Origin of the sequence: Dyella halodurans (assembly GCF_026283925.1) — a bacterium.
In the GTDB taxonomy this organism is placed as follows: Bacteria; Pseudomonadota; Gammaproteobacteria; order Xanthomonadales; family Rhodanobacteraceae; genus Dyella; species Dyella halodurans.
Genome location: NZ_JAPDPF010000009.1, coordinates 1 through 11,895, shown reverse-complemented (window position 1 = coordinate 11,895; position 11,895 = coordinate 1). Strand labels below are relative to the sequence as shown.

The window sequence follows — 11,895 nt, the reverse complement described above, 5'->3', positions numbered from 1 at the left end:
TTGACCGATTCAGAACGACTCAACGTGACGGAGGGCGCGCCTGCGCCCTCCAACGACCCGCCACCCGTAAAGCCTGTCGAACCCGATGCCGGCGACTGCTGCGGCCAGGGCTGCGTGCCTTGCATCTTCGATTTCTACGAAGAAGCGCTGACGCAGTACTACGAGGCGCTGGCGGCGTGGAAGGAGCGACATCCGGGACAATCGCCGGACTGACCGCCCTCATCCAAGTGATGCAGGTGTCTCGAGAAACCCTCCAGCTTGGGTTGCCATGCAGGAACGAACCACGGCCAACATGAAGGGACCGTGTAGCGCCACGTGCGCACCATCTCGTCGAGCGCGGCCATATGCGGCAAGCTATGCAACTGTGTGCAGACGTGAGCTCCCCTGAGCCATCACGCTGCCGGCCCGCTGCCTGTCGGAAGGACTCTCCAAGATGCGCCACCCATCGCTGCGTGCGTTCGCTTTTGCCATGCTGCTCTTCGCCACGCAGGCATCGTTGGCGCAATCGACGCCAAAGACCGTCTCGCTGGAGGACCTGACCTGGACGGAAATCCGCGATCAAGTGCGGGCCGGCAAGACCACCATCATCATTCCCATCGGCGGTACAGAACAAAGCGGGCCCGGCATCGCTGTCGGCAAGCACAATGCGCGGGTGGACTATCTGTCGCAGAAGATCGCGGAAGGGCTGGGCAACGCGCTGGTCGCCCCCGTGATCGCCTACGTCCCGGAAGGCGGCTACGCGCCGCCCACCTCGCATATGCGCTTTCCCGGCACCATCACGATTTCCGATGCCGCGTTCGAACAGATGCTGGAGTCCGCCGCGCAGAGCTTTGCCGCGCATGGCTTCCACACCATCGTGTTGCTGGGTGACCACGGCGGCTACCAGAAGGATCTCGACCTGGTCGCCGCCCGCCTCAACAAGGCCTGGGCCGGCTCCAGGCTGCGCGCCATCGTGCCGGCGGCGTACTACCAGACCTCGTCGGAGGGTTATGCCCAGATGCTGCGCCAGCGTGGTTTCCGCGATGACGAAATCGGTACCCACGCGGGTCTGGCGGATACCTCGCTGCAACTGGCGGTGGCGCCGCAGATGGTGCGGCTCGATCGCCTCCAGCACGGTCCCAGGCTCGGCCCGGCCGATGGCGTCTACGGCGGCGACCCGCGCAAGGCCTCGGCTGAGCTAGGTCAGATCGGCATCGATGCTATTGTGTTACATACCGTCGACGCGCTCCGCAAAGAAACCCAGGGGCGCTGATTCCCTCGCGGGAACGACACCCGAATTCCCCCAACTCATACGTTGTATGCCCATGGCCATCGCTAACTCACTGCGTTCATCCCGTCTGTTCCGCCTGTCATCGCTTGCGCTTGCCGCAGCATGCCTGGCTGGCAACGCCCTGGCGGCATCGTCCGTCACCACCGTTCCCGGCATGCCGCCGGTGATCAATCCCGCCAATATGTACAGCGAGGCCGGGCTCGATCACCTGAACCCCGCCGTGGCGAAGGACCCGGCACGGATTTATGTGCCCAATCTGCGCTCGAACGACGTCTACGTGATCGATCCGGCCACTTACAAGGTCGTGGACAAGTTCAAGGTGGGCGAAGGCCCGCAGCACGTGGTGCCGTCGTGGGATCTGCGCACCCTGTGGGTCACCAACAACGCCGAGCGCAAGAGCAGCGGTAGCCTCACCCCGATCGACGCGCGCACCGGCAAGCCAGGCAAGCCGGTGGCGGTGGATGACCCGTACAACATGTACTTCACGCCGGACGGCAAGGAAGCCATCGTGGTGGCCGAGGCGCACGCGCGCCTGGACTTCCGCGATGCGCACACCATGGCGCTGCACTCCAGCCTGGACGCGCCGGAGTGCAAAGGCATCAACCATGCCGAGTTCAGCATCGACGGCAGCTTCGTCATCTTCACCTGCGAGTTCACCGGCAAGCTGACCAAGATCGACCTGGTCAATCGCAAGGTGCTGGGTTACCTGGATCTGTCCAAGAAGGGCATGCCGCAGGACATCCGCTCGTCGCCCGATGGCAAGACGTTCTACGTGGCCGACATGATGGCCGACGGCGTCTACCTGATCGACAGCGCGAGCTTCAAGCAGGTCGGTTTCATCAAGACCGGCGTGGGCACGCATGGCCTCTACCCGAGCCGCGACGGCAGCAAGTTGTACGTGGCCAACCGCGGCTCCAACAAGGTGCATGGCCCGCGTGGCGGCAAGGGCAGCGTGTCCGTGATCGACTTCGCCACACAGAAGGTGGTGGCGAACTGGCCGATTCCCGGTGGCGGCAGCCCGGACATGGGCAACGTCAGCGCAGATGGCAAGACGCTGTGGCTGTCGGGGCGCTTCGACGACGTTGTCTATGCCTTCGACACCACCACCGGTCAAGTGCGCAAGATCGCTGTGGGCCAGGAGCCGCACGGCCTCGTCGTATGGCCGCAGCCGGGCCGATATTCGCTGGGTCATACCGGCATCATGCGCTGAGCATGACGGTCGATCCCGCCGCTCTGGTCCAGCGGCAGCTTCAGGCATACAACGACAAGGATGTCGATGCCTGGCTCGAAACTTACGCGGACGACGCCGAGCAGTACGTGCTGCACGGCGAAAGGCTGGCGCGTGGCCATGACGAGTTGCGCCGCCGCATCGAGGTCCGCTTTGCGGAGCCCGACCTGCACGCCCGGCTGCTCAGTCGGGTCGTGATGGGACAGGTGGTGGTGGATCTGGAACAGGTCACCCGCAACTTTCCCGAGGGCAAGGGCAGCATGCAGATGCTGTGCATCTACGAGATCGCCGAGGGCCGCATCGCCAAGGCATCGTTCGCCATGGGCACGCCCCTGTTGCACGATTGATGCACGGCTGGCGCGCAGCGACGCGCCAGCCGGCCGGAAAGCAGCCACAACGCGCCGGCCTAGGCTTTCTGGCCTATTTTCGGGCCAACCCGACGACTCCCTAATGAGCGCCGCTGTCCAGCCGTTGCTCAACCAACCGATACGCCTTGACGTAGGACGCGTCGCTTCGGCCTGGCCGGGCGTATTGCATCCGTGGTGTTGCCAAGGGGAAACCAGAAACGTCATGCGTCGTATGTCGCCGTTCGCCGCCTGCCTGTTACCAGCGGTTTCGCGCTGCCTGGTTGTGCTTGCGCGCGCCCGGTGCGTGCGCAGCGCGCTCGTTTCCCCTTGCGTCCATGCGTAAGAGGGTATCCATCAGGGCAAGCAAGTCACTCCTGTTGTGAGTTGTCGTCGTGGGCGGCCTTCGCGTCTTACGGGTGCCGTCGTCAAACCAACCCAAACCACATGGGGCAGACGCCCCGAGGGGGTCTTCATGAAGAGCACGCAATGCTGGCTGGCGCTCGCGATCGCACTTGCAGGCATGTCGTCCGCGTACGCGCAGGATATGGGCAAGGCGAACATCATCCGCGTCTACTCCGACGTGGTGGCGCCGCCGGACCAGCAAGCCTATGAAGCGGGCACCAAGGCGTTCAATCAATGCCTGGCCCAACATGGCTTCAAGTTCGGCTGGGATGCCTGGGCGCACGAGACGGGCGATACGTACAGCTACTCGTATACGTCGCAGCCCGTGAGCTGGGAAACGTTTGATGCGATGCAGGCGGCTGGCAAGGCCTGCGACCAGGCACTTCGCACCAGCGTCAATCCGCATCTGAAGAGCGAGACCAGCGCATTCGTCGAGGTCATGCCGGAACTGACGCATATGGCCAAGGGCGCTGGCATGACGTCGCCTTTCATCGAGGTGACGTACTTCAAGCTCAAGCCGGGCCATGATGCCTCGGAAACCTTCACCGACGACGTCAAGAAAATCACCGCCGCTGCGAACAAGTCGAACTGGCCCGGCCATTACGTGGTCGGCAAGGTGCGCATGGGCGCGGAAGGCGCGCCGGATTTCATCGTGTTGTTTCCCGCCAAAAATTGGGGGGAAGTGGGTAACGAGACCAATCCAACCCTGTGGAAGATGGTCGAGGGCGTCTATGGCAAGGACGATACCGCGGCGCTACGCAAGTCCTTGAACGATGTCGTGCAGGAATCGTCTTCGCATGTCGACAGCTACAACGCCGACCTGAGTTACAAGCCGACCAGCAAGTAAGCAACAGGAGCGACGCGTTGGCGGCCCACGTTGTGGGCCGCTCTTTTTTTGGCTCTAACGAGCAGCCTGCGCGTGGCCGGCCAGGGGTTTTACGAAACGCAGCGTCATGCGGTCGGATTCACCGATCGCCTTCATCTTTTCGTGTTCATCCGCGGGGCCGGCCAGGTCCGGCGGCAGGCGATGGACGTTGATGTCCTCGGGGTCGTTCGGGTTCGCATTAATTTCCGAGACGCCGGACAGTTGGAAGCCCGTCTTGAGTGCCAGCGCGATCAGGTAGTCCTCCGGGATGCGGTGCAGCGCGCCTGCGGTCACGCGAGGATCGCCGAAGGGTTTCGCACGGTGTTCGGTCAGTCCGAAGACGCCGCCGGGCTTGAGTACATCGAATGCGGATTTGAAGACCGCCTCGAGCGTGTCGGGGCTGTCGATGAGCCAGTCATGGGTATTGCGGAACGTGAGCACCATGTCGGCCGAATTTGCCGGGCCAAGCCGCACCTGGTCGGGCGGCGCAAACGGCACCATGCCGGCGATATGGCCAAACACGGCAGGATTGCCCTTGAGCTTGTCGGTGAATTTTTGCGCCTTCGGCGACGTGGCTTCGATCAGATGGCCGCGCTCGTAAAGAAAGGGCGCGAGTATCTCGGTATACCAGCCACCACCAGGCGACAGCTCGATGACCGTCATGTCCGGGCGAATGCCGAAGAACTGCAAGGTCTCGACCGGATGCCGGTAGGCATCGCGTGCCTTGTTCGGTGCGGAGCGCCATGAACCGTCGACGGCCTTCTGGAGCAGGGCTGTGGTGTCGTCGGTGGAGGCGGCGCTGGCCGCGACGGGAAGCAGCAGGGTAACGGCAAGCAGGGCAAGCGCTGTGCAGGTTCGGCGGAGCATGGCGTGACTCTCCCGACGATGGTGCGCAAAGACTACGCCGAAATGAGTCATGCGGTAGTGGGCTAGGAGTCTCCTGAAGGCCTCCTCATTTCCTCACCGTCATCCCAGCGAAAGCTGGGATCCAGCGACTTTGGCTTTTGCTTGGACGCTTCGTGGGAGGCGTAAGACACTGGATCCCAGCTTTCGCTGGGATGACGAGTGAGTGGGGGCGCGTGACAGGGCTGGCATTTGCGGCAGCTGTCCCCACATCGGTGGCTTCCTTGCCGAGGACGCAAGCATGATCCCCTTTTCTGTACTCGACCTGGCGCCGGTGACCGAAGGCAGCAACGCGAGCCAGGCCTTTGCCAATACGCTGGATCTGGCGCGCCGCGCCGAGCGCCTCGGCTACACGCGCTACTGGTTGGCCGAACATCACAATATGCCGGGCATCGCCAGCGCGGCGACGGCGGTCTTGATCGGCCATGTGGCGGGGGGCACCTCGACCATCCGCGTGGGCGCCGGGGGCATCATGTTGCCGAATCATGCGCCGCTGCAGGTGGCCGAACAGTTCGGCACCCTGGCCTCGCTCTATCCGGGCCGCATCGACCTGGGCCTGGGACGGGCGCCGGGTACGGATCACGCGACCGCCAGGGCTTTGCGACGCTACTTCGACAGTGCGGATGCATTTCCCGCCGACGCGCAGGAGTTGCTCGGTTACTTCGAGCAGGCCACGCCGGATCAGCCGGTGCGAGCGGTGCCGGGCGCCGGTGTCGAGGTGCCGGTGTGGTTGCTGGGGTCGAGCCTGTTCAGTGCGCGCCTCGCGGCGGCCATGGGCTTGCCGTTTGCGTTTGCCTCGCACTTTGCGCCGGATGCGATGGATGAAGCGTTGGCGCTGTATCGCCGTGACTTCCGTGCGTCGGCGCGCTTGCAGGCACCCCACGCGATGCTTGGCGTCAACGTGGTCGCGGCGGCCAGCGATGCGGAAGCGCGGCGCTTGTTCACCACCCAACAGCAGAGTTTCATCAACCTGCGCCGTGGACGGCCGGGGCTGATTCCGCCACCGATCGACGATATCGAAAGCTACTGGACCCCGACCGAAAAATTCGGCGTGGAACGCGCCCTGGCCTGCGCGGTGATCGGCGACGCCGACACCGTGAAGCAAGGCATCGAGGCGTTCGTGGCGCGGCATCGTCCCGATGAATTGATGGTCACCGCGAACGTGTTCGAGCACGCGGCGCGTTGCCGTTCGTTCGAGATCGTGGCCCAGGTCAGGGCGAGTATCGCGGCGGCCGAGTGAGGCGCACGCGCGGGCACGCTACGGTTGCGTGGCGAAGTTCTTGCGCAGGTCCTGCTGGCAGCGCGCCAGCAGCATGGACGGGAACTGGGCAATCGAGCCGTCGCTGAAGTCGGCCTCCGCATCCACCAGTCGATGTTCGGCGAGCAGCTGGTGCATGGCCAGTCGCTGGGCCGCATGCAGCACGCGGCTCATCGGCAAGGCCATCGCATGCCGACCGCTGTCGGCGTGCTCGATCAGCGCATCCTGCACCGGCGGCGGCAAGTCCCAGTGGCGGCCCACCTGCACGGTGAGTTGCATGGCGACCTGGGCACAGCCGGCGACAAAGGCGGACGAGCAGCTGGTCAGCGTCATCTCCAGCTCCTTTTCCAGCAGGCGTGCCACGGCGCCAAGGCCGCTATAGCCGACCAGGCCAGCAAGATAGGCCTCGAACGGGTCGCACTGACCCTTGCTGAGGAAGACGGCGGCATGGGCGCTGCGTTCGGCGTGGTCCCACAGGCGTTGCCCCACCAGCTGCCCATTGGCGCCCGCGCTGGCCATCAGGATGGGCTTCATCACATACGACGTCACCACGTGGCGCAGGCCGATCTGGCCAAGCAGGACCACCGCATGCTGCAGGCTGCCGACTGGATGGGCGGTGCGGTAGGTGATGCTGCCGGTCACGCGCATGACTTCGCCCACCAGCACCGGATCGCGGCGGATCAGGTTGGCCAGCTGGGCGCCATTGAGGTTGTCGCTCTTCATGGCGCGCATCAGCTGGGGCAGCACTGTCGGCATGCGCGGCAGGCTGCGCACGTCGAAGCGGCCACTGTCGCAGAGCTCGGTCAGGCGCTGCAGCAAGACCTGCTCCACTGCAGGCGTCGCGCTGTCCTCCGTGCTGGGCGGCAGGTTCAGGATGAAGCGGTGGAAGTGTTCCTCGACCTCGTCGCCCGACACCGTGCCATGCGAGGCCTCGATGGGGTTCGGCGTATTGCGATTGAACGCAACCTGACGCGGCGCAGGCGTCGCCGGCGCGCGTTCACGTGCGAAGAGTCGCCACCAATTGCCCTTCATCTTGCCTTCCGCTCCCCGTGCACGCCTTCGCGTCGCTTCTGTATCGGCACCTCGCCGGAAAGATGTAGCGTGGATTTCCCGGCTTGCGACGCGTTGCTCAGTGATCGGCGTGAACCCTAAAATGCTTTAGCCAGTTGGCGGCGCCCTGACCAGCAAGGCGTCCGCTGGCGAAGCAGGCGGTGAGCAGGTAGCCACCGGTGGGCGCCTCCCAGTCCAGCATTTCGCCGGCGCAGAACACGCCAGGCAGGGCGGAGACCATCAGCTGCTGGTTAAGTCCTTCCAACTGGACGCCGCCGGCGCTGCTGATCGCCTCCGCGATGGGGCGCGCCCGTTTCAGGGTGAGCGGCAGGCGCTTGATCGTGCGAGCCACCAGGTCGGTGTCGTGGAACTGTTCGCGGGTCAGCACTTCATGCAGCAAGGCCGCCTTGACGCCGGTCAGGCCGGTCTGGCGGCGCAGGTGGTCGCTCATGGAGTGGCTGCCACGCGGCTTGGCGAGGTCGCGCTGCAAGCGCTCGAGCGGTCGGTCGGGGGCCAGGTCCAGCTCCAGCGTGGTCTGGCCATGGGCGGCGATGGCATCGCGCAGGGGGCCGGAGAACGCGTAGGTCAGGCTGCCTTCGATACCCGTGCCGGTGATCACGCATTCGCCCTGGCGCGTGTGCTCGATGCCGTTCGCGTCGCGAAAGTAAATGGCGACCGGCTTGAGCGGTGCGCCGGCGAAGCGGCTGGCCAGATGCTCGCTCCAGCCGATATCGAAGCCGCAGTTGGATGGCACCAGCGGCGTGAGCGGCACCCCGCGCGCGCCCAGCCACGCTTGCCAGGCGCCGTCGGAACCCAGTTGCGGCCAGCTGCCGCCACCCAGGGCCAGTACGACGGCGTCAGCCTTCACCTGGCGCTCGCCGTCTGGCGTAGCCATGCGCAGGGCGCCGTCGTCGCTCCAGCCCAGCCAGCGGTGATGCACGTGGAAGCGCACGCCGCTCTCGCGCAGGCGATGGACCCAGCCGCGCAGCAGGGGCGCGGCTTTCAGATCGCTGGGAAAGACCCGGCCCGAGCTGCCGATGAAGGTCTCCACGCCCAGGCCACGCGCCCACTCGCGCAGTGCATCGGCATCGAAATGCTCCAGCCAGGCACGAATCTGCTGCGCGCGCGCGCCGTAGCGCCGCACGAACGCGGGCTTGGCTTCGCCATGCGTCAGGTTCATGCCGCCCTTGCCGGCGATCAGGAATTTCCGTCCGACCGAGCCCTTCGCCTCGTACACATCAACGTCCACGCCAGCCGCGCGCGCGGTTTCCGCCGCCATCAGACCGGCCGGGCCGCCGCCAATGATGACCAGACCGGGTAGGGGGGACGATGCAGGCATGAGCGGGCTTCGTGGCAAGGGGAGGGCCAAGCGGCCCGGCTCAGTTGGCCGGGGCCATGCGCGTCTGCGGCTGCACGGCGGCACCGTTGCCGGCGGCATCGCCCATCAGCTGCAGTTCGCCGTCCTGGATCAGGCACTGCAGGCGCAGCGTGCGTTCGGCCATGGCGGTCAGCGTGGCCACGGTATCGGCCGGCACGTCGAGTACGGTGAGGTTGCGGTGGCGGGCCAGCGCGCTGGCGTTCTTCTCCCACCAGATATCCGCGGCGCGGCCGCCGTAATTGATCACCACCACCTGCTCGGCGCGGCCACAGGCCTTGCGGATACGGGCTTCGTCCGGCTGTCCCAGCTCGATCCATTGCTGGATCTCGCCGCTGTAGTCCTTGCGCCAGAGATCGGGTTCGTCGTCCGCGCTGAGCCCCTTGCCGAATTCCAGCCGCTCGTCGGCATACAGCGCGAACGCGAGCAGGCGCACCATCAGGCGTTCCTCGGTCTCGGAGGGATGGCGCGCCAGGGTCAGGGCATGGGTGGCGTAGTAATGCCGGTCCATGTCGCTGACCTGCAGCTCCGCCTTGTAGATGGTGGCATTCAGGGCCATGAGGGCATCCGGTGAGGGGCAACCGCTCATTCTACGTGGCCCTGCCGCCTGACAGGGTCTATTTGGCCGCCAGACTGTCGATCAGCGGCTTGATCAGGTCCATCGGCAACGGGAAAACGATGGTGGAAGCCTTGCCGCTGTTGGACATGTCGGCCATGGTCTGCAAATAGCGCAGCTGCAGGGCCTGCGGCTCCTGCGACAGCATGGCGGCGGCGTCGCGCAGCTTTTCCGCGGCCTGCAGTTCGCCTTCAGCGTGGATCACCTTGGCGCGGCGCTCGCGCTCGGCCTCGGCCTGGCGGGCGATCGCGCGCACCATGGTCTCGTTGAGGTCCACGTCCTTGATCTCGACATTGCTCACCTTGATGCCCCAGGGGTCGGTGGCTTCGTCGAGGATCTGCTGTAGGCTGTGATTGATCGAGTCGCGCTGCGAGAGTATGTCGTCCAGTTCGTGCTGGCCGAGCACGGAACGCAAGCGCGTCTGCGCCAGCTGGCTGGTGGCCTGGAAAAAATCCGCCACCTGCAACATGGCCTTGTCCGGTTCCATCACGCGGAAATACACCACGGCATTCACGCGCACCGACACGTTGTCGCGTGAGATCACGTCCTGCGGCGGCACATCCATCACCGTCACCCGCAGGTCGACGCGCATCATCCGCTGCACGATGGGGATCAGGATCACCAGTCCCGGCCCCTTGGTGCCGGTATAGCGGCCCAGCGTCAGCACGACACCACGCTGGTATTCCGGCAGCACCTTGATTGAGAGAAACAGCAGCGCAGCGATCCACACCACGATTACACCGACAAAGCCGAGCATAGACGTCTCCTTAGGTCATCCGGATATCAGGCAGGCGTTACCCGCAGCAACAGGCCATCACGACCCACCACCCGTACACGCGCACCGGCAGGCAGCGCGGACTCACATCGAACGCGCCATTGCTCACCACCGATCCGCGCCCAACTTTCCCCGCCGGCATCCACCGGCTGCAGCAGTTCTCCCGACGCCAGCAACATTTGCGCATCGCCGTTGAACGGCCGTGTGCGCCGTGATCGCGTGACGAGCCGCAGCAGCAGGGTGAGCAGCGCCGCCGCGGAAAACGCGATGCCACCGATCACGCCCAGGTTCACCGCATAGCCAGGTACACCGGTGTTGAACAACATGATCGAGCCGACCACGAAGGCGATCAGTCCGCCGATACCGATCGCGCCTACCGACGGCGCCAGCGCCTCGGCAAGCATCAAGCCGATACCGAGCACCATCAGCGCCAGGCCGGCGTAATTCACCGGCAGCAGTTGCAGCGCGTACAAGCCGATCAGCAGGCAGATGGCGCCGGCCACGCCGGGAAACAGCGCGCCCGGATGGAACGCCTCGAGCACCAGCCCGTACACGCCAGCCAGCAGGAGCATGTAGGCGATGGTCGGGTTGGTGATGATGCCGAGGAAATGCGTGCGCCAGTTCGGCGCGTAGTCGCGTACCGGCAAGCCGGCGGTCTTGAGGATCAGTTCATTGCCCGCCACGCGCACGCGGCGCCCGTCGGCGCGCGCCAGCAAGCCCTCGGTATCGGGGGCGATCAAGTCGATCACATGCTTCTGCAAGGCTTCGTCCGCGGTCAGCGTGGCGGCGCCGCGCACCGCCTGTTCCGCCCATTCGGCATTGCGGCCGTTGAGCTGGGCCAGCGAGCGGATCGAGGCGATCGCGTCATTGATGACCTTGGTCTGCTCGGCATCGGACACCGGCTTCGCCGCCGAGCCAGCGGGGGACGGGGCGTTACCCAGGGGCAACGGGTTTTCACCACCCAGCTGCACCGGCGTCGCCGCACCGAGATGCGTGGCTGGGGCCATCGCCGCCAGCTGGCAGGCGTACAGGATGTACGTCCCGGCGGAAGCGGCGCGCGCGCCCTCCGGCGCGACAAAACCCAGCACCGGACGCTTCGCCGCGAGGATGCTGGCGATGATCTGGCGCATCGAGTCGGACAGGCCTCCCGGCGTATCCAGTTGCAGCACGATGGCCGTTGCCCCTTCCCGGGTGGCCCGGTTGAGGGTGTCGTCGACATACTCGGCGGCAGCCGGACCAATCGGGCCACTGAGTTCGATGCGCGCCACGAAGTCGTTGGTGCGCACGGCGCCGCCAGCGGCCTGTCCGGCTGCTGTGGACACGGCAAGCGCCAGGACCAGCAGGGCCCCTGCCAACATCCCGATCCATCGCGTCACGCACTGCCTCCTCAAGGGTGGCGATATCAGATTGCGCTGAGGAATGTTGTTTCGGTGTGAGACGGGGAGGCTGGCGGCTGGATCGCCTAGCTACCGTTCACCGTCTTGCCAGATAACGCAGGACAAACGCGAAGCGCGCCGCACACTCGCAACTCCCCTCACCGTCATCCCCGCGGCTCTCAACAGCCGAAGGGCTGGTCAAGCGGGACAAGCGCGAAGCGCGCAGAACGCCCGTAGGGCGGCCCCGAAGGGGCGAGCGCAGCGAGTCATCCAGCGCCTTTCGCTTTTTGTGTGTGGCCTACCGCGACCTGGCTCGCCTGCGGCGGGCTTCCGTCCTCCTGCCGGAGGCCGGGTCACTTTCTCTTGCGTGCCCAAGAGAAAGTAACCAAAGAGAAGGGCACCCCGCTTGGCGCTTGCCGAGCTGAAGCTC

The 11,895-nt window shown here is 65.4% G+C and carries 12 protein-coding genes; 6 read left to right on the top strand and 6 right to left on the bottom strand.

What is annotated here, in order from left to right; genetic code table 11:
* From OUZ49_RS16745 to OUZ49_RS16725, 5 genes are all read left to right on the top strand, one after another.
* Positions 1–213 (top strand): oxidoreductase-like domain-containing protein, encoded by a 213-nt coding sequence (locus tag OUZ49_RS16745; RefSeq protein WP_266151729.1) that lies wholly within the window; start codon positions 1–3, stop codon positions 211–213.
* A gap of 220 nt (positions 214–433) precedes the next feature.
* Positions 434–1,252, top strand: coding sequence for a creatininase family protein (locus tag OUZ49_RS16740; RefSeq protein ID WP_266151728.1), 819 nt, complete (start codon positions 434–436; stop codon positions 1,250–1,252).
* 52 nt (positions 1,253–1,304) lie between these two features.
* Entirely contained in the window at positions 1,305–2,480 is a 1,176-nt protein-coding gene (locus OUZ49_RS16735; protein ID WP_266151727.1) for a YncE family protein, read from the top strand.
* Positions 2,481–2,482: 2 nt separating this feature from the next.
* Complete coding sequence (locus OUZ49_RS16730; RefSeq protein WP_266151726.1) at positions 2,483–2,845, top strand: nuclear transport factor 2 family protein; 363 nt, start codon at positions 2,483–2,485, stop codon at positions 2,843–2,845.
* A 472-nt stretch (positions 2,846–3,317) separates the two neighbouring features.
* Positions 3,318–4,094 carry a hypothetical protein gene (locus OUZ49_RS16725; RefSeq protein WP_266151725.1) on the top strand — a complete coding sequence of 259 codons (777 nt, stop codon included), beginning with the start codon at positions 3,318–3,320 and terminating at the stop codon, positions 4,092–4,094.
* A 54-nt stretch (positions 4,095–4,148) separates the two neighbouring features.
* Here OUZ49_RS16725 and OUZ49_RS16720 read toward each other — a convergent pair whose 3' ends face one another.
* Positions 4,149–4,979 carry a class I SAM-dependent methyltransferase gene (locus OUZ49_RS16720; RefSeq protein WP_266151724.1) on the bottom strand — a complete coding sequence of 277 codons (831 nt, stop codon included), beginning with the start codon at positions 4,977–4,979 and terminating at the stop codon, positions 4,149–4,151.
* Between the two features lie 277 nt (positions 4,980–5,256).
* On the opposite strand from OUZ49_RS16720, the gene OUZ49_RS16715 reads away from it, so the two are divergent.
* On the top strand, positions 5,257–6,255 hold the full coding sequence (locus OUZ49_RS16715; RefSeq protein WP_266151723.1) for an LLM class flavin-dependent oxidoreductase: 999 nt from the start codon (positions 5,257–5,259) through the stop codon (positions 6,253–6,255).
* Between the two features lie 18 nt (positions 6,256–6,273).
* On the opposite strand, the gene OUZ49_RS16710 is transcribed toward OUZ49_RS16715, so the two are convergent.
* From OUZ49_RS16710 to OUZ49_RS16690, 5 genes are all read right to left on the bottom strand, one after another.
* Positions 6,274–7,305 (bottom strand): HDOD domain-containing protein, encoded by a 1,032-nt coding sequence (locus OUZ49_RS16710; RefSeq protein ID WP_266151722.1) that lies wholly within the window; start codon positions 7,303–7,305, stop codon positions 6,274–6,276.
* Between the two features lie 97 nt (positions 7,306–7,402).
* Positions 7,403–8,662 carry a TIGR03862 family flavoprotein gene (locus OUZ49_RS16705; RefSeq protein ID WP_266151721.1) on the bottom strand — a complete coding sequence of 420 codons (1,260 nt, stop codon included), beginning with the start codon at positions 8,660–8,662 and terminating at the stop codon, positions 7,403–7,405.
* A 40-nt stretch (positions 8,663–8,702) separates the two neighbouring features.
* Positions 8,703–9,257: a YaeQ family protein gene (locus tag OUZ49_RS16700; protein ID WP_266151720.1), complete on the bottom strand. Its 555-nt coding sequence runs from the start codon at positions 9,255–9,257 to the stop codon at positions 8,703–8,705.
* A 58-nt stretch (positions 9,258–9,315) separates the two neighbouring features.
* Positions 9,316–10,071 (bottom strand): slipin family protein, encoded by a 756-nt coding sequence (locus OUZ49_RS16695; protein WP_266151719.1) that lies wholly within the window; start codon positions 10,069–10,071, stop codon positions 9,316–9,318.
* Between the two features lie 26 nt (positions 10,072–10,097).
* Positions 10,098–11,465 (bottom strand): NfeD family protein, encoded by a 1,368-nt coding sequence (locus OUZ49_RS16690; RefSeq protein WP_266151718.1) that lies wholly within the window; start codon positions 11,463–11,465, stop codon positions 10,098–10,100.
* Positions 11,466–11,895: the final 430 nt, after the last annotated feature.

Excerpts from the sequence above, each read along its gene's own strand:
- OUZ49_RS16740 (WP_266151728.1), top strand. The coding sequence starts at position 434 with ATGCGCCACCCATCGCTGCGTGCGTTCGCTTTTGCCATGCTGCTCTTC.
- OUZ49_RS16735 (WP_266151727.1), top strand. The coding sequence starts at position 1,305 with ATGGCCATCGCTAACTCACTGCGTTCATCCCGTCTGTTCCGCCTGTCA.
- OUZ49_RS16730 (WP_266151726.1), top strand. The coding sequence starts at position 2,483 with ATGACGGTCGATCCCGCCGCTCTGGTCCAGCGGCAGCTTCAGGCATAC.
- OUZ49_RS16725 (WP_266151725.1), top strand. The coding sequence starts at position 3,318 with ATGAAGAGCACGCAATGCTGGCTGGCGCTCGCGATCGCACTTGCAGGC.
- OUZ49_RS16720 (WP_266151724.1), bottom strand. The coding sequence starts at position 4,979 with ATGCTCCGCCGAACCTGCACAGCGCTTGCCCTGCTTGCCGTTACCCTG.
- OUZ49_RS16715 (WP_266151723.1), top strand. The coding sequence starts at position 5,257 with ATGATCCCCTTTTCTGTACTCGACCTGGCGCCGGTGACCGAAGGCAGC.
- OUZ49_RS16710 (WP_266151722.1), bottom strand. The coding sequence starts at position 7,305 with ATGAAGGGCAATTGGTGGCGACTCTTCGCACGTGAACGCGCGCCGGCG.
- OUZ49_RS16705 (WP_266151721.1), bottom strand. The coding sequence starts at position 8,662 with ATGCCTGCATCGTCCCCCCTACCCGGTCTGGTCATCATTGGCGGCGGC.
- OUZ49_RS16700 (WP_266151720.1), bottom strand. The coding sequence starts at position 9,257 with ATGGCCCTGAATGCCACCATCTACAAGGCGGAGCTGCAGGTCAGCGAC.
- OUZ49_RS16695 (WP_266151719.1), bottom strand. The coding sequence starts at position 10,071 with ATGCTCGGCTTTGTCGGTGTAATCGTGGTGTGGATCGCTGCGCTGCTG.